The organism is Vibrio sp. 10N.222.52.B12 (genome assembly GCF_002875385.1).
Classification (GTDB): domain Bacteria; phylum Pseudomonadota; class Gammaproteobacteria; order Enterobacterales; family Vibrionaceae; genus Vibrio; species Vibrio jasicida.
In genome coordinates this window covers 24185-39240 of the sequence record NZ_MDAW01000182.1, presented here as the reverse complement: position 1 = coordinate 39240, position 15056 = coordinate 24185, and the positions used below count along the sequence as shown (strand labels likewise).

The following is a 15056-nucleotide window of genomic DNA, read 5'->3' as shown; positions in this document are numbered from 1 at the left end:
GGGATAAGTCGAACTCGATGCCCATAGGCTTCACACTTTCTCGCAAGCCAGTGAGCACCACCACAGGCTTCAAAAGCGATGATGGTAGGTTCAAGTACAGATAAGAAACGGAGTAGTTGGCTTCGACTAAACTTACGGCGAATAACGTCTTTGCCAGTGTGATTATTGCCAACCGCATGAAAGCAGTGCTTGCCTAAATCGATACCTAAGATGTGAATGGTAGACATATGGTTCACCTCGTTCTGAGAGCCTACTCTAAGCGTAGGGCTTGAGAGTGAGGCGGACCATATAATTAGCCCCTAAAGGCGCATCAAAACTTGTATCGTTACATGCTAGATTTGGTTGCTGATGAGCGCATTCGCAGCACCATCGATATTGATTACATGAAGCAGCATTACTTCTTCTCGCACAAGCACATCAACCCAAATGGGATTGTGCCCGCTGGACCTGAGATTGAGTGGATCTAATTCGAATCTAATAAAGAAAGCCGGAGATTACCTCCGGCTTTGTTTTTATAGCTGCGCCGTAATTTCCTCTATCTCTTGCTGCCATTGCTTTTGCATCGCTGGTTTTTGATGTTTGGGTTTTCGCCCCAAATCGGCTTCCAGTAAGCTTTCCAGTTCCAACAGTCTTTCTAGCATTTGCTCTTCGGATTGCTCATCAGACGCGGTATTTGTTTCCATCGACATTACTTCATTGCAATGATGCGATATGGCTGATTTCGGTGCTGTATCAGTTACGCGTTGATACACCCCTTCCGCGCTTAAATACTCCGTCAGTAAGCCATTTTCAATAAACCAGAATCGATTACAGCTTTGCTCTATCAGGCTTCGGTCGTGACTCACCAATAGGGTGGCACCTTTGAAGTTTTGCAGAGTTTCAATCAACTCCTCTTTGCCTTCCATATCCAAATGGTTGGTCGGTTCATCTAAAAACAACATATGATAACGAGCGAGGGTTAAGCCCACAAACAGCAGCCTTGATCGCTCTCCACCACTTAGACTGAAGACTTTCTGCTCGTGTCTTGCGTACTCGAATCCTGCACCAATTAGCGAACGTTTTGCCTGTTCACTGCTGATGCTGGCAAGCGACTGCAACGCATCCGTGATGGATTGATGATCGTCGAGTTGCTTTAGGGATTGATCGTAGTAACCCAAGCGACAGCGATCGTGGAAAGTTACACTCTCATGTTGGTTGCCTTGGTCGGTTTGGATGGCTTCATACTGACGATAAAGCAGGTTCAACAAGGTCGATTTACCGCAACCATTACTGCCTAGAACGGCAATTCGGTCGCTACTTTTGACGCGCATTTCTGCCATATCAAACAAGTGATAATCACTGTCTGGTGGCGTTACTGAGAAAGGCAAAACCTCTAGCAGTCGATTTGCTGGCATTGATTCACCTTGAAGTTGTAGCGCCCACGGTGTGCCTTCTGTCAGTTCGGTTTGTTCTTCCTCTAAACGTTCTTTGCGCGCAAACATCGTCTTGGCTTTTCGAGCAAGATCTTCGTTGTCGTAGACTTTGCCCCAAGTGGCTAAACGCTTGGCGCTTTTTTCGATTCGGTCGATCTCTTTCTGCTCGCTGGCATGGCGAAGTTGATCGGTTTCATCTTTCTCTTTCAATGCTTGTCTTGCTTGAGAACAAGGCAGAGAGAAATGATGCAGAGAGCGATCTCGCATGACCCAAGTGGTGTTGGTGACGCGATCGAGTAAGGTTTGATCGTGAGATACCAATACGAATGAGCCTTTCCAGTTTGATAGAAATTGCTCTAACCAAAGGAGCGATGGCAAGTCCAAGTGGTTGCTTGGTTCATCCAGAAGCAGTAAGTCAGGTTGATGGATAATCGCACGTGCAAGCAGGAGTCGCATTTGCTGACCACCACTGCAATTCTCAACCGGCATGTGTCGTTCTGTGGTCGAAAATCCGAGTTCATCCAATAAGAGTTCGGCGCGCCAAATCTCATCATCGGATAAGGATTCCGCTAAGGCATCTAAGACGGAATGTGTACTTAAAGATTCAGGTAAATGCTGCTCAACATAACGCATCAAACATGAGCTGGCTTTGGCAACCGTGCCTTGGCTTGGTTCAAATTGACCGCTAAGCAGTTTGAGTAGGGAGCTTTTACCACAGCCGTTATGACCGATAAGACCAATTTTGTCGCCACGATGAATCGTAAACGTTACATCTTTGAAGATTGGTGTTGCTGTGTGAGAAAGGGTTAATGATTGTGCAGTTAAAAAAGTACTCATAGTGTTCTCAAGAATTTTGGGCGCAAGACGCCGTTGTCATAGCTGACAATAATTCTTCGAGCTTGAGGGAAAGTACTCGGGTGACGTGTTTTCGTCGAAAGGTAATTATTCGCTCAAGTCGAGATTATCGCAGCGCGAAATCTGAAACTCTTGAGCGGTCCTTCATGCCATAAAAACGTGGGTTGATTGAACACCACAAAGACATAAATTCCTCCTTAATTTCGTTGTAAGTGTTGCCACTTTTGGTTGATAGATGCGCTAGATTCTAACCCTAAAAGTGGCAATGTACAGATAGCTTGATGAAAAAATGATGAGAGGATCACCAAGGTATCACGCGCTTTTAGCGATATAAGCTGAACTTCTTGGTCAATTCTCGAAGTGTTTCAGTCTCGCCGAACAAGCAAATACCCAAGTATTCTAACTCGGCTTCTGGTGTGTTTTTGGTGGTTTGCTGTTGTATTTCAGAGCCGCCTTCTACCATGGTGTGAGTAAAGTCGGAGGAGGGGATGCTTTTATCGAGTGCTTCTTGGCGAAGCTTTCTGATTTTGTTGGAGTTGTCCGCTCTCAAGACGATAAACGGATAGTGGGAGATATTTGGATGAAGATTACCATCAAGGTCGTGATAGTCGGTGTAGACTGCGTCGTCATCAGAAAGTTGATTCGCAAGGCTTACGCTCAAATGTCCTAATACGTTAACGGCGCGTCCCACTTCGACTTTTTTACTGATTACGGCAACAAATCGTTTTTGGTTTTCGTCGGGAAGTTGATTCATGGAGGACCTCGTTTATCTAATGATCTGGCTATTGTTTAACTGCCTCCATTGTATTTCCTCGCACGCGCAATTTTGTTTCTAACATTGCTTTCGAAAAGTTAAATTTGCAATAAACGACCGATGTAATCGTTTTTCATGCAATAAACGGTTTAGTTGAAGACTATAAAAGCAAAAAGCACCGACATTGCGGTGCTTTTGTTTGAGTGCGAAATGGCACTCAGTATTTTGTTAGCGACTAGAACTTCGCCATAAATGACTTAGTCAGTGGTAGGCGGAAATCTTTGCCCATCATTTCATAAACGTTGAATTTCACCGTGTTCCAGTTTTCTTCAAAGTTGTACTCGAACACGCTATCACCAGTATCCAAGCTTTGTGTCATGGTCCATTCTGTCGCGTAGCTAGACATACCATTGCCGTTGCCAAAGTCTTTGTATGGCGCATCCGCAGGCACACGGTAAGGAACTGTCGATAGCTTCATCATACCGTTGGTGATGCTGGTCGGTTCAGTGAGTTTACTCATAAAGTAGCTCGCGTGAACAAAGCGACTGTGTGAGTTACCGTTGCCAATGGAGCCATAGTCAGTATCACGACTCGCGTTTTCCCACGTTGGTTGAACCTTCTTGCGCATTTCGATGTGCTCTTTCATCGAAGGGTCGTTCGTCATTACCATCGCTTCTTCGCCGCGGTAGGTGTGCAAGCCATCTTCATCCATCTCAATCACTAGGCGGTCACCGCTCTTATCTGTGACAGACCAGTGCAGTTTCATTTCAACGGGCATGCCTTCCATAGGAATTGATGCGAAGCCTAGTGTTGGCAGAGCTTTAACGACCTCATCGACATCCGCATAATTCGCAAGTAAGTATTCAGCGATAGTAAATTGCGTGACTTCTGACCCCGTTTCCGCCTGTTTCATGGTCATACCTGGATAGAACAGAGCGTTGACTTGCATGCCTTCGCTGTTTACGCCGTCGGCCACCAATTCACCATAAGCCAGTACCGCAACCATGTCGTATTTCACCGTGTAGGTATTGCCTAGCCCATTACCTTGAAGCGAACGAACGTCGCCTTTGTTAATGGTACCTAGCACAGGTGAGGTTGATTCCATCCAATCCATCGTTCTAGAAGTGAAAGTGCCCAAGTCGGTATTCCATGCGACTGAGGTACAAGCGTGCGCTACACCAGTAGTAAGAGTGCCAGCAAGAAGAGCTAGGGTGATTGCTTTCAATTTCATAGTAACTCCGATTCATGTTTAGGAACGATTTGGAGTGTAAGGTGGAAAACTAAAAAGCTTAAATCACGCTCATAGCATTCAACCCTCACTTTGAATGCTATGAGCGTGGCTGTGTTCTTTAAACAGTCGAATCATTTCTCGTGTAACAGGGCCAGCTAAGCGGTTGTGTTGCCAAAGGTTGATGGGGAACTGAAGCACGGCATGGAGTTCGTCTATCTCAATGGCCTGTAATTGCTGGGTGGCTAAAAGCTCCTCCACGCAATGGGTCGGGACAATTGCCCAACCATCACCTGCGACTAACAGGTTTTTGAGCACATTCACACTTTCGATTTGTTGTGCGAGATTCGATATCGTCAGCGTCTGCGCGATGCCAGTATGGTGAAAATCCGCCATCAACAGTTGCCTTGCTCGCTTTAGAGAGGTGAGGTCAACAATCTGATGTTGCTTAATAAATTCGGTGGTGGCACACACAACAAAAGGAAGATTGAGTAGATAGGTGTAGCTGAATGCTGTCGTGGCATTACCCGTTGGAACGAGCATGACAGCAAGATCTGCGGCATCTTGTTCGAACAACGCTTTCGTTTCGTGATTGTTTTTGTGAAGCCAGTTCACTTTGACCAACGGGAATTTTTTTCGAATCCCAATCATCACATCTTGAATCAGTTTTCCCGGCACCAATTCACTGTGGCAGATAGTAATTTGGCTCTCGTTCCCTTGTTCGGTGCTCTGGCATAGACGCTCAAAAGACTTGGTCGTTTCCGCGAGGTTTTTAGCATGTTGATACAGTGCTAAGCCTTCTTCCGTCAATTGAGGGTAGCGGGTTGAACGGTCAAACAAGGTCATGTTGATTTCAATTTCGAGGTTGGTGATCACCTGACCAAGCGTCGTGCGATGCTTATTTAATTGTTTTGCTGCAGCGCTAAAGGAGCCACATTCCGCAACAGCGACAAAGGCGGTGACTTGCTCATAACTGATATGCATGATGATTTGATCCTACAAAAGTGTCTTATTCAAACCTAATGTAAGGCCCCAACAGAGTCCAGCCAGAGAAGATCAAGTTGTGATGAGTTGAGAGTTCTCTGTGATTCAACGATTGGAATCTAGATAATCATTGCGGTATTGAGCTGGCGTTTGTCCCGTCCAAGCTTTGAAAGCACGATTAAAATTGGAGAGGTCGTTGTAACCACATTGCCAAGCCGTCTCGAATGGAGTGAGTTGTGCTTGTGTAAGTAGCGTTTTGGCAGAGCGGCACCTTGCTTGATCTCGTAATGTCCGAAAGCTCGTATGGCGCATGTGAAGTTGGCGTTGCAATGACCGCGAAGAGGTGCCGAGCAGTTTGACAAACCAGTTGATATTAAACCAAGGTAACACAGCATAGGTGGCAATTAACTGCTCGACTTTGTCCAACCAGTCTGTGGTTAGGGTTTGTCTATCAATTGGGACGAAGCTGCTCGGTAAATCAATCGCGATTGCGCCATAGTCTTTTTCAAACAGAAACTCAGTGTTGTCAAACGTGGCTGGCAACCTTGCGTTCAGGTGCTCTGCAGAGCTCATCCAGACCTGTTGTGGTTGCCAAGCCTCTCCTGTGAACATACGACACATTGATAGCAAGGCAAAGCTACGAAACCACTCGGCTTGATCAAAACCAATTGTTGATGGGTGATAGGCTCCTCGGTGACATAGAAACCATTGACCTTGAATGTTTTCGACCCAGACCATGACGTGACTATTGAGTGTCGGCATTATCTCAATCAGCTTATGCAGTGCATCGCCTAAATTATCGCAATTCGACAGTGTTTGATGCAATTCTGGTGATATTTGTTCAAGGGTAATTAGGCGTCCTACTTCAATGCCAATCCGCTTTTTGCTCTCCCTCATCATTGCCATTAAAAACGCCATCACTTGATGAGTGGGAACCCAGTTAGGTTGAACGTCAATATCTTCAGGAATGTTATTTAGACGAGCCGCCGACTTCCATTCAATGCCCTTTAAGTCAAAGTAACGAATAAAGGGCAATAAGTTGTTAGTCTGAGTGATATTGATGTTTTCAGGCATTCTTTTCTCGTTAGATTATATGGCGGGAAATGACCTAATTTGTTCCTCACGGTATCAGTATAGTTCTCCCAAGACAACACGGGAGATGCACACATGACAGTCAAACCAAGTACCCTAATTCTAAGCGCCATTGTTCTTAGTCAACCTGTATTCGCAGCCGACGAAAACCCAGTCAAAGCCGCACTAAAGGCAGAGGGTGCGCAAGTAACGTTACCAGTGAGCGCTGCAAAACAACCTTATTCCAACCAGTTTGTAGATTCGGCTCGTGAGCAGTTCAATAATTTTCATTGGCAAATGGGCGGTGACCACTCCCTTTACTACAACATGCACATGAGTGAGTTTATGCCGACGGCGGTTGCCTCTCCAAACCATGAGTACCAGCCATTGGTCAAAGCTATTAAACCAGAACTAGGCAGTCTTAAAGTCGAAACAGAATCAAAAGGCGAAATGACCATGGATCAGTACTTGGCTGATCCTCAGTTTCGTACTCAGGGTTTCATGCTGATTCACAAAGGTAAAATTGTTTATGAAGCGTATCCGGGAATGAAGCCGACTGACCGCCATATTTGGGCATCTGCGGCGAAAACCACAGTGGGTGCTGTGATAGCGATGCTGGTAGAAGAGGGAAAAGTTGACCAAAACAAACCGGTTTCCGAGTACGTTCCAGAGTTAAAGGGAACGGTATGGGATGATGTGTCAGTACTAAATGCACTCAATCATGCGACAGGTTTGGACAATGAGGAAACCGGTGAGTCGATCATGAACCCTGACTCTCCAGTGGTTCGCTTCTTTGCTTCAGCGTTTGGTTCGCCACGTTACTCGACTGGCAAGCTTGAAAGTTGGTTGGATGTCGCCTTAGATACGCATAAGTTACCAAACGAAGAGGCTGGTGAGCATTTCCGTTATGCGTCGATGAATACGATTGTTCTGACGCAAATTGTAGAGAATATCGAGGGAACGACTTGGACTAAAGTATTCGAGGATCGCGTTTGGTCTAAAGTCAAAGCACGCCAACCAATGATGATTAATCAAACGCCAGATGGTATGGCAATTGCGGTTGGTCTCGTCTCGACAACCTTAGAAGACATGGCACGCTGGGGGATATTGTTTACGCCAAGTTGGAATGCGGTTGCCGATGAGGCAGTGATTTCTCCTGCTGTTATCGATCGTATTTTACTTAATGGTGACCACAACGCATTTGTCGGCACTGCGAAAGAGGCGAGTTCGCTACATTCATTCAACGAGAAAGCACAGTACAACTCGTACCATTTCGATTTCATTTTTGAAGATGGAGCCATGGCGAAGAGTGGCAACCTAGGGCAGATGATTTACATCGATCCTAAACGTGATTTCGTTGGCGTGGTGTTCTCAAATAATCCGTACCATTCGGGCTATGGTGAAACTAAAGCGCCAGCATTAATGCGCTCAGCTGCTAAATTATTGGCTGATAAATAAGAGAAATTAAATAGAGGCTCGACGGAGCCTCTTTCACGTTGATTTTAAATGTGAGTTTGAATCTAAACTAAAATGCGCTCAACTTGCTCAATAACATACGAATCTTCTAGCGCTTTACCCAACATCAATTGATGGTTCAGTAGTCCTAGCATAAGGGTATAAAGCGATTCTTTGTGTTGCACTGAAACGTAGTTTTCTAGCATCGTCATGTACTTTTGATTCGCAAGTAACATGCATGGATCGGTAGCTACGTTTTCTTGTCCAATCACATCAATGTAATCAGAGACAAGCTTCATCTCTTGGAAGAAACGCGGAGCCATTTGCTGGAAGATCAATACGAAGTTTTCGATTTGTTGCCCTGTATTCGCTTCACTTGAGTTTGGTCTATCTGCTAGCACTTCTGCATCAAAGTTGACGATGGCCTCTGTTGCGGCTTTGAACAGTTCATCCTTACTTTTGTAATAGTGATAAACCGCACTTTTGCTCATTCCTAACTGTTCGCACAGTTGTCTCATACCAATGTTTTTGTAACCGAACTCAAGGAACACTTCGGTTGCTTTTAAGGCCATTTCTCTACGTCTTCTTTCATGATCGACGATCTTAGGCATGGTTTTCTTCTCAGCTTTTGTTACCGCAATGCCCTGCAGTATAACACAAGATCTTTTATTTAGACCGAGTGGACAAAAAAGATCTTTACCTAGCTCTCAAAGCGTACTAATTTAAAAAGACCGAGTGGTCGAAATAAGGTTTTAGTATGAAAATTGATTGGAGTGTTCCTCAAGCAAGAGCGGGTTTCTGGGGTGGAATTGATAAGCTGATTGGTCCGGGCGCAACGAAAGCAGAAAAGAATTTGCAGCTGTATGTCCCTTTTGCTGCTGGTTTTGTCGTGGTGATTTATGCGTACTTTGCACAACTAGGTTGGACTACTACTCAATATGTTATCGCGGGTTTGCTCACAGTGGATATTATCGGCGGCATTATTACCAATGCGACTTCTACGGCAAAGCGCTGGTTTCATCGTGAAGGACAAGGTTTTAAGCAGCACATGAGCTTTATTCTGACTCATTTCGTGCAGCTTTCTCTCTACAGTTGGGCGTTCTTGAATTTCGATATCATGTGGATTGTTGTGATCGGTGGTTACATGGTTCTGGCATGTAGCCTAGTCATGAAAACACCGTTGTATTTACAACGTCCTGTGGCGCTAACTCTGTATTCTCTTAGTGTGATTATTTCGATTTATTGGGCACAAGCACCACAAGGTTTGGAATGGTTTTTACCGCTGTTCTACCTAAAGTTATTGGTGAGCCACGTATTGCGTGAAGAGCCATACCGACCAGAGCAAGAATAGGACGTCATGTTATGAAAACGCACCCTCGAATTTTAATTGCGGGCTCAACGGGGTACTTAGGCTCGAATATTGTTGAGCTACTCCTATCTGAGCATATTAACTTTAAAGCCATTGCGAGAAACAAAACCAAGTTATCCGCAATGGGTTTGGAAGAGTCACAAGTGATAGAGGTGCAGGTTACTCATCCCGATGAGCTTAAAGGTGTTTGCGACGGTGTCGATGTTGTTATCTCATGTTTGGGCATTACTCGCCAACAAGACGGATTAGGTTATTTGGATGTCGACTACCAAGCAAATTTGAACTTGCTTGAAGAAGCAGAGCGAGCAGGTGTCGGTAAATTCATCTACATCTCTGCATTTAATGCTCAGAAATGTCCTCAAGTTCGTCTTTTAGAGGCGAAAGAACGCTTTGCGAATCGGCTTCTGCAATCAACAAAACTAACCCCTTGTGTGATTCGCCCGAATGGCTTTTTCTCTGATATCACCGAGGTGTACAACATGGCGAAATCCGGTCGAGTGTTTACTTTTGGCGATGGTGAAAACTTGCTTAATCCCATTCACGGAAAAGACTTGGCGAGGTTTTGTGTAGAAGCGATTGAACGAAATGACACAGAACTCGATGTCGGTGGTCCAGATGTTTTGTCAGTCAATGATATTGCTCGGCTTGCGTTCAAATCTCAAAACAAAGTGGAGAAAAATACGCACCTACCGGACTTCCTGCGCAGAGCTGGGTTATCGATAGTACGTCACTTGCCAGAGAAATGGGGTGGTCCTGCTGAGTTCTTTCTGACCATGTTAGGCGGTGACAATATCGCGCCGATTTATGGTCACCATCGACTGGAAGACTACTTCGGCGAGCTGGCTTCAACCGATAACGAATAGATAGTGAAAAAACAAAAAGCACACGAGAGGTGTGCTTTCCATTCAGTTGGCTAGGTAGGTGCAAAGTCGTATTACTTCGCTTGTTGCATCTCAACCAAGCCGCCCGCGTTATGTAGGTTGGTAAACCCTTGCGATTGTAGGTACTGATACGCTTGCCCTGAGCGATTACCACTGCGGCAGTAGAGCACGATTTGTGTGTCTTTATCGACATTAGCAAAGTGTTTATCTAACTCTGAAAGCGGAAAGTTCACCGCTTTGTCTAAGTGACCATCGGCAAACTCTTGTGGCGTGCGCACATCGACAATCATTGCGCCTTGATCAATCCATTGCCAACCCTGCTCTGCTCGTTCAGAAGCCAATACCGATGGTGCGGAGAAAGCTAAGCTCAAACAAGTGAATACAATCGGAAGTAGTTTTTTCATTGAGTACCTTTCCTCAAGGTCAATTGCCCTTAATCGTTCTGATGAAGATTATACGTGCGATTATCAAACTTCGATGTGCTCTTGGTCGAGTTGTGTTACAGAACTTACCACCAAACATTGGTAGTTTTTTTCGAAATGACTAGAGTAGTTGAATACGTGCTACACAATGGAAACTTAGGAAATGGAAAACCTCAATATTGTTGAAATTAAATCTTTTGTTCCGGCGAAAGATTACGAGTTATCAAAGCGTTTTTATCAGGCGTTGGGTTTTGAGATGCCTTCGGATTTTGGTGGTGTGGCGTACTTCTTCAAGGGCAGTTGCTCATTCTTGTTGCAAGATTTTTATGAGCCAAAACACTGCAATAATTTCATGATGCATTTGTTGGTGGAAGATGTTGCCAGCTGGCATGAACATGTTTCGAATGTCGATCTGGAGTCATTCGGAGCCAAGAAGACAGAACTGGTTGATCAACCTTGGAAGATGCGAGAATTCTGTTTGCACGATCCTAGTGGCGTGCTGTGGCGCATTAGCCAGAGTATCGATTAATTTCAAAACGATAAAAACGACAAAGGGAGCGATCGGCTCCCTTTGTTTTTAAAGCTCTAGTGCAATAGCGCGTACATAGCGCCGCGATTGGCGGTCGGGTTCTCGGTGTAAATCCAATCCAAAAACTCAGTGGCGTTCTTTCCTACCTTAGGGCAATAAAGATCTTTGTTTGCCCCTTGCTGCATTAGCCATTTAAACGCCTCGAAATCATCATGAATGATGGCGGAGTGCAGAGGCGGACTGTTACTTTCGTTCAGCCAATTTACGTCAAACCCATGTGCTATTAAGGTGTTTGCCATACGAAAGCGACTATGACTGTCACCACTTAGAATCGACGAAATACCATATTGATACTCGACTAAGCTCAGTAAATCTTGCGAAACGCCAAACGTCTCAAAATAGAATAAGCAATCTTCGCTATCAAACACCGGAATATCATTTCCTAAGGCGCACAGCATCATTCGCTCTTCGGTGAGGGAATGCTTCAAAAACAGTGCGAATGAAGTTGTGATAAACGATAGGGTAAAGATTGTGGTTCTTATTGTTGTATTGATGTCCATATCTACCTGTATTTAAAAAATAAAAAGCCGCAAGCGCACCTGACGCTTGTTGGCATTAGGTAAACTTGGAAACGGTTTAATTGTGGAAATAAGGTGTCATTACGCGGGTTACGCAGCCATGGTTTGGCGTTCTTCTTCTAGCAACCAGCCGTACCACCAACTCATGAATTCAAGGGTCACGATTGGGTAGGGGTTTTGGTCAAATGGGATGTTATTGATAAATGCCAGCTTGCCTTTGCCAACGACTTCGTCAACCAATTGAAGTCCGCCATCGTCATAGTCTTTCATGATAGTTCGTCCTTTTTATCATTCGGAAAACTATACATTACAGAGTTCTCTAACCTGCAATACGGCATTGTACAAAGAGCCAAAAATGAAAATGCTATTATCAATAAAAAAGTATTTTTAATCAGATGTTTATGATGGTTCACTTGTTAGTGAATGATGGTTTATGAAGTCAACTAAGTCAGTAACTTGGCTTGGTTCGATGAATCGAGATCCAATTTTGATTTCGTGGCGGCACAGTGTGAAATTGTACAAAAAGCGATAAATGCTTTGCCACTGTTGTATTCGAGCCAAGCTGAGGTGAGACGCGTAGCTAGGTTGTAGCCATCCGATATAGTGTTGCCAGGAGTACGAATTCCAATCTGGATGCGTGGGGAAAAGGGAGTGAATAGTGGCATCATCGAGCTCGCCTTTTTTGGTCAATAAACCCATGCCGATTTGCCACTTGCCCAGTGCATTTTCAATATTCACTCGTCGCCACGTTTCATCCCACCAACTCATGTTTTGTTTACCGCTGTTGTTAATGTCGTGCACGTTGCGCGAGGCGACATGGCAATAGTACAGATGTGTGCTTCCACTGATTACCGTTGGTGTAAATGCGGTAATTGCGGCGCCGCGAATAAAGCTTTCATGTTCGAGCAATAAAGCTTTTGGTGGCTGAGATTTTAGATATTTTGCCAAGTTCTGCATGTGAGCGTGAGCGGCAAATACAGGGCGCGTTAAAAACACTTCCTTGGATTGGGCATGTTGGGCATCGCAGTAACCGAGTTGATCAAACTGACTGCGATTTAAGATCTTGTCGTACGTCTTCTGCGCTTGAAGCAGTACGTCTTCTTCTGTGGGAGCGAGCTCTTTCTTGGTGAGTCGATAACGGCTCTGCTCTCGCACCTCTTCAGGTAACGAATCTTTCTTGATCAGTGCGTTATCACTGATCAAGAGTACATATCCCGTCTTGGCATCGGCCGTCGATAATGTCCAAATATGCGCGCTACTTTGAGAGCGGCTATCGTGTCTAAACCCAGACCGCGCGACTTGAAGAAACGAACGGGTTTGTAGGATTGAGAAATCAAGCTGCGCTTCAAACAAACGGCTGAAGGTATTGAGTAGCTCAGCCAATTGTTCCATCCGCAGAGAAAACGCGCGGTGATTGAGCCCTAAAGCTTGCTGTAGCTCTTGGGGAGGAACGCCAGAAATCAAAGCATCCAACATTGGTTGCAGGTTTGATGATGCTTTACTTGAGTTGATCAGCGTTGCGGTCTTTTGGCATTGCCGACATTGCACACGTTCGGTGCCAGAGGTTGTGCGTCCGAAACGTTGCCAAGACGCTTTTGAACAATGGCATTGAGGTAATAAATCGAGTTTGAAGGTGTGCTGTTCCAGTTGATTGGCTAACGCGAGAATGGGCTCGTTAACCAAAACAGGAGGATAAGCACCACACTCAGGACAATGCCAGGCATCGTAACCGAGTCGGTTTGAGCGCGAATACAAGCTCAAGTCGGGTACGCCGCAATTGGCGCAACCAAACGACTTACAGCCATTGTATTCTTGACGAAATGTCATGGTGCTTATTCTCCGAGCTAAGTCCGTTATGGATTTAGTTTTGGCTTACGTCTACTTGACGACCGAGTTCTGGTACGGTCACTTGTTTCTTCGCTTTGAACTGGTCAATCAGCACTTGTGTTACTGAATCGCCTTCTGATTCAAACGTGCCTTTCTCAAACACATGATAGCCGTCACCGCCACTTGCTGCGTAAGAGTAAGTCGCGACTTTGTATGAGTCAGCATTGCCCACTGGTTTGCCGTTTACATTTAGGCTCACCAAGCGTTGACCCTCTGGTTTTTCGTTGTCATAACGCGCTTCGATACCAGAGAATTGCGCCAGACCGTAAGGCAAGGTGTAGCTGTATTCCAACAGTTCTTTGAGCTGTTCACCGCTCAATGTCACGACCGAGAGTTTATCCGTGAATGGGAAAAGATCCATCACGTTTTCCATCGTCACTGGGCCTTTGTTTAAGTCGACTCGAATACTGCCAGAACTGATCATACCCACATCGGCATTGGCAGCTTCACGCATCATATCGGCCACCAAGTTACCGACGTTTGATTCGCGGTAGTAACGGCGGTAAGCAGTGTCGTTGATGCTCGCCAGTTGCTCGCTTAACTCAGGGAACTGGCTGCGTGCATTGGCGATAAGGTCGCTGGTTTTCTTGTCTCGTTCCAGCTTGTCGGATTCAACAGGGATGAGTTTGCCATCAAGCAGCTTTACGTCGTGCTTTTCTGTATCCACCGCGAACTTGGTGTAACCCAAGTATTTGCCCTGACCGAAGGTAAGACCAATAACGGTGCTGGTTTTCGGGTGTACAACTGGCTTCCACAAGCCATGGTCTGAGTGACCACCAAAGATCACATCCACGCCTTTTAGCTTGCCAGCCATGTTGTAGTCTTCATCAAAACCGCGTTGCACTTCTGGGTCTGCTTCTTTGTCGGTTTGCATTGGCGCCGTTTTGTTTTGGTGAGTCAGTACGACAATCATGTCCACTTCATCACGAATCTTATCAACCCAGTATTGAGTGACTTCGATAGGGTCATCAATGGTTAAACCCTTGCGGTTGCCTTTCCACATGGTGTTGTAAAACGCATCTACGCCCATAACACCTATCACGCCTACACTAACGCCATCGCGCTCAATAATGGTGTAGGGCGAAGCAAATGGGGCATTGTTTTGCTCGAATTTGATGTTGGCATTCAGCACTGGGTAAGCCGCTCTTGGCATGTTTTCTTTCAGCGTTTGCCAACCGTATTCAAACTCATGGTTGCCGAGCGTAATCGCGTCGTAGCCCATTGCGCTGTACAAATCGAAAGAGAGTTTGCCTTGAGTTTTCTTAGCAAGTGAACCCGTGAAAATGTCACCCGCATCAAACAAGAAACTGGTCTCTTCCTGCGCTCGGGTTTGCTTGATCAAGGTGGCTAGGTATGGAATACCACCGATATGTGAGATGTCTGGGTTCCAAAAGGCATCAACAGGTTCGTAAACGCTCTCGATGTCGTTGGTGTGCAGCAGCGTGACATTGCGAATTTCCGCAAATGAAGAAAATGAAGCACCGATAGAAATTGCAGCCAAGGCGCAAAGTAACGGCTTTTTAGAAAATGTGTTCATAGCTAATCCGGTTAAGTCGAATGAATGTTGGGTTTCGCGAAACGGGGCAACTTTAAAAAAGCAAACGTTTAGTTCGCTTGAATTGGATCACATA

The 15056-nt window shown here is 45.4% G+C and carries 16 protein-coding genes and 1 pseudogene; 5 read left to right on the top strand and 12 right to left on the bottom strand.

Going from position 1 to position 15056, the window contains the following annotated elements:
• Window positions 1-227 (bottom strand): annotated as a pseudogene (locus BCT11_RS27945) (IS110 family transposase); the annotation flags it as partial.
• 90 nt (window positions 228-317) lie between these two features.
• Here BCT11_RS27945 and BCT11_RS27940 point away from each other — a divergent pair.
• Window positions 318-467, top strand: coding sequence for a hypothetical protein (locus tag BCT11_RS27940; protein ID WP_241909064.1), 150 nt, complete (start codon window positions 318-320; stop codon window positions 465-467).
• A 45-nt stretch (window positions 468-512) separates the two neighbouring features.
• Here the strand turns inward: BCT11_RS27940 and BCT11_RS27935 are convergent, their stop codons facing one another.
• From BCT11_RS27935 to BCT11_RS27915, 5 genes are all read right to left on the bottom strand, one after another.
• On the bottom strand, window positions 513-2249 hold the full coding sequence (locus BCT11_RS27935) for an ABC-F family ATP-binding cassette domain-containing protein (protein WP_102390079.1): 1737 nt from the start codon (window positions 2247-2249) through the stop codon (window positions 513-515).
• A 340-nt stretch (window positions 2250-2589) separates the two neighbouring features.
• On the bottom strand, window positions 2590-3021 hold the full coding sequence (locus tag BCT11_RS27930) for a DUF2000 domain-containing protein (protein WP_102390077.1): 432 nt from the start codon (window positions 3019-3021) through the stop codon (window positions 2590-2592).
• 235 nt (window positions 3022-3256) lie between these two features.
• Entirely contained in the window at window positions 3257-4252 is a 996-nt protein-coding gene (locus BCT11_RS27925; RefSeq protein ID WP_102390076.1) for a linear amide C-N hydrolase, read from the bottom strand.
• A 78-nt stretch (window positions 4253-4330) separates the two neighbouring features.
• Window positions 4331-5233 (bottom strand): LysR family transcriptional regulator, encoded by a 903-nt coding sequence (locus tag BCT11_RS27920; RefSeq protein ID WP_102390074.1) that lies wholly within the window; start codon window positions 5231-5233, stop codon window positions 4331-4333.
• A 105-nt stretch (window positions 5234-5338) separates the two neighbouring features.
• The gene (locus BCT11_RS27915; protein WP_102390072.1) at window positions 5339-6307 is read right to left on the bottom strand and encodes a helix-turn-helix domain-containing protein; all 969 of its coding nucleotides are present in this window, start codon (window positions 6305-6307) and stop codon (window positions 5339-5341) included.
• 93 nt (window positions 6308-6400) lie between these two features.
• Here BCT11_RS27915 and BCT11_RS27910 point away from each other — a divergent pair, with 93 nt between their 5' ends.
• Window positions 6401-7762 (top strand): serine hydrolase domain-containing protein, encoded by a 1362-nt coding sequence (locus tag BCT11_RS27910; protein WP_038869116.1) that lies wholly within the window; start codon window positions 6401-6403, stop codon window positions 7760-7762.
• 62 nt (window positions 7763-7824) lie between these two features.
• Here BCT11_RS27910 and BCT11_RS27905 read toward each other — a convergent pair whose 3' ends face one another.
• The gene (locus BCT11_RS27905; protein ID WP_102390070.1) at window positions 7825-8370 is read right to left on the bottom strand and encodes a TetR/AcrR family transcriptional regulator; all 546 of its coding nucleotides are present in this window, start codon (window positions 8368-8370) and stop codon (window positions 7825-7827) included.
• 146 nt (window positions 8371-8516) lie between these two features.
• On the opposite strand from BCT11_RS27905, the gene BCT11_RS27900 reads away from it, so the two are divergent.
• Both BCT11_RS27900 and BCT11_RS27895 read left to right on the top strand, forming a co-directional pair.
• Window positions 8517-9110, top strand: a complete 594-nt coding sequence (locus tag BCT11_RS27900; RefSeq protein WP_038869120.1) for a hypothetical protein — start codon at window positions 8517-8519, stop codon at window positions 9108-9110.
• A gap of 11 nt (window positions 9111-9121) precedes the next feature.
• Window positions 9122-9991, top strand: a complete 870-nt coding sequence (locus tag BCT11_RS27895) for an SDR family oxidoreductase (protein ID WP_038869123.1) — start codon at window positions 9122-9124, stop codon at window positions 9989-9991.
• Between the two features lie 71 nt (window positions 9992-10062).
• Here the strand turns inward: BCT11_RS27895 and BCT11_RS27890 are convergent, their stop codons facing one another.
• The gene (locus tag BCT11_RS27890; RefSeq protein WP_038869124.1) at window positions 10063-10413 is read right to left on the bottom strand and encodes a rhodanese-like domain-containing protein; all 351 of its coding nucleotides are present in this window, start codon (window positions 10411-10413) and stop codon (window positions 10063-10065) included.
• Window positions 10414-10594: 181 nt separating this feature from the next.
• Here BCT11_RS27890 and BCT11_RS27885 point away from each other — a divergent pair, with 181 nt between their 5' ends.
• The gene (locus BCT11_RS27885; protein ID WP_102390068.1) at window positions 10595-10960 is read left to right on the top strand and encodes a VOC family protein; all 366 of its coding nucleotides are present in this window, start codon (window positions 10595-10597) and stop codon (window positions 10958-10960) included.
• 56 nt (window positions 10961-11016) lie between these two features.
• Here BCT11_RS27885 and BCT11_RS27880 read toward each other — a convergent pair whose 3' ends face one another.
• The 4 genes from BCT11_RS27880 to BCT11_RS27865 form a co-directional block, all read right to left on the bottom strand.
• Window positions 11017-11520 carry an ankyrin repeat domain-containing protein gene (locus BCT11_RS27880; RefSeq protein ID WP_050567178.1) on the bottom strand — a complete coding sequence of 168 codons (504 nt, stop codon included), beginning with the start codon at window positions 11518-11520 and terminating at the stop codon, window positions 11017-11019.
• Between the two features lie 108 nt (window positions 11521-11628).
• Complete coding sequence (locus tag BCT11_RS27875; RefSeq protein ID WP_009706408.1) at window positions 11629-11808, bottom strand: hypothetical protein; 180 nt, start codon at window positions 11806-11808, stop codon at window positions 11629-11631.
• Window positions 11809-11937: 129 nt separating this feature from the next.
• Window positions 11938-13365 carry a hypothetical protein gene (locus tag BCT11_RS27870; RefSeq protein WP_102390066.1) on the bottom strand — a complete coding sequence of 476 codons (1428 nt, stop codon included), beginning with the start codon at window positions 13363-13365 and terminating at the stop codon, window positions 11938-11940.
• Window positions 13366-13399: 34 nt separating this feature from the next.
• Window positions 13400-14962 carry a bifunctional UDP-sugar hydrolase/5'-nucleotidase gene (locus BCT11_RS27865; RefSeq protein ID WP_102390064.1) on the bottom strand — a complete coding sequence of 521 codons (1563 nt, stop codon included), beginning with the start codon at window positions 14960-14962 and terminating at the stop codon, window positions 13400-13402.
• Window positions 14963-15056 lie beyond the last annotated feature (94 nt).

Bases quoted from the DNA above. Each gene is read 5' to 3' on its own strand.
- BCT11_RS27935 (WP_102390079.1), bottom strand. From the start codon at position 2,249: ATGAGTACTTTTTTAACTGCACAATCATTAACCCTTTCTCACACAGCA.
- BCT11_RS27930 (WP_102390077.1), bottom strand. From the start codon at position 3,021: ATGAATCAACTTCCCGACGAAAACCAAAAACGATTTGTTGCCGTAATC.
- BCT11_RS27925 (WP_102390076.1), bottom strand. From the start codon at position 4,252: ATGAAATTGAAAGCAATCACCCTAGCTCTTCTTGCTGGCACTCTTACT.
- BCT11_RS27920 (WP_102390074.1), bottom strand. From the start codon at position 5,233: ATGCATATCAGTTATGAGCAAGTCACCGCCTTTGTCGCTGTTGCGGAA.
- BCT11_RS27915 (WP_102390072.1), bottom strand. From the start codon at position 6,307: ATGCCTGAAAACATCAATATCACTCAGACTAACAACTTATTGCCCTTT.
- BCT11_RS27910 (WP_038869116.1), top strand. From the start codon at position 6,401: ATGACAGTCAAACCAAGTACCCTAATTCTAAGCGCCATTGTTCTTAGT.
- BCT11_RS27905 (WP_102390070.1), bottom strand. From the start codon at position 8,370: ATGCCTAAGATCGTCGATCATGAAAGAAGACGTAGAGAAATGGCCTTA.
- BCT11_RS27900 (WP_038869120.1), top strand. From the start codon at position 8,517: ATGAAAATTGATTGGAGTGTTCCTCAAGCAAGAGCGGGTTTCTGGGGT.
- BCT11_RS27895 (WP_038869123.1), top strand. From the start codon at position 9,122: ATGAAAACGCACCCTCGAATTTTAATTGCGGGCTCAACGGGGTACTTA.
- BCT11_RS27890 (WP_038869124.1), bottom strand. From the start codon at position 10,413: ATGAAAAAACTACTTCCGATTGTATTCACTTGTTTGAGCTTAGCTTTC.
- BCT11_RS27885 (WP_102390068.1), top strand. From the start codon at position 10,595: ATGGAAAACCTCAATATTGTTGAAATTAAATCTTTTGTTCCGGCGAAA.
- BCT11_RS27880 (WP_050567178.1), bottom strand. From the start codon at position 11,520: ATGGACATCAATACAACAATAAGAACCACAATCTTTACCCTATCGTTT.
- BCT11_RS27875 (WP_009706408.1), bottom strand. From the start codon at position 11,808: ATGAAAGACTATGACGATGGCGGACTTCAATTGGTTGACGAAGTCGTT.
- BCT11_RS27870 (WP_102390066.1), bottom strand. From the start codon at position 13,365: ATGACATTTCGTCAAGAATACAATGGCTGTAAGTCGTTTGGTTGCGCC.
- BCT11_RS27865 (WP_102390064.1), bottom strand. From the start codon at position 14,962: ATGAACACATTTTCTAAAAAGCCGTTACTTTGCGCCTTGGCTGCAATT.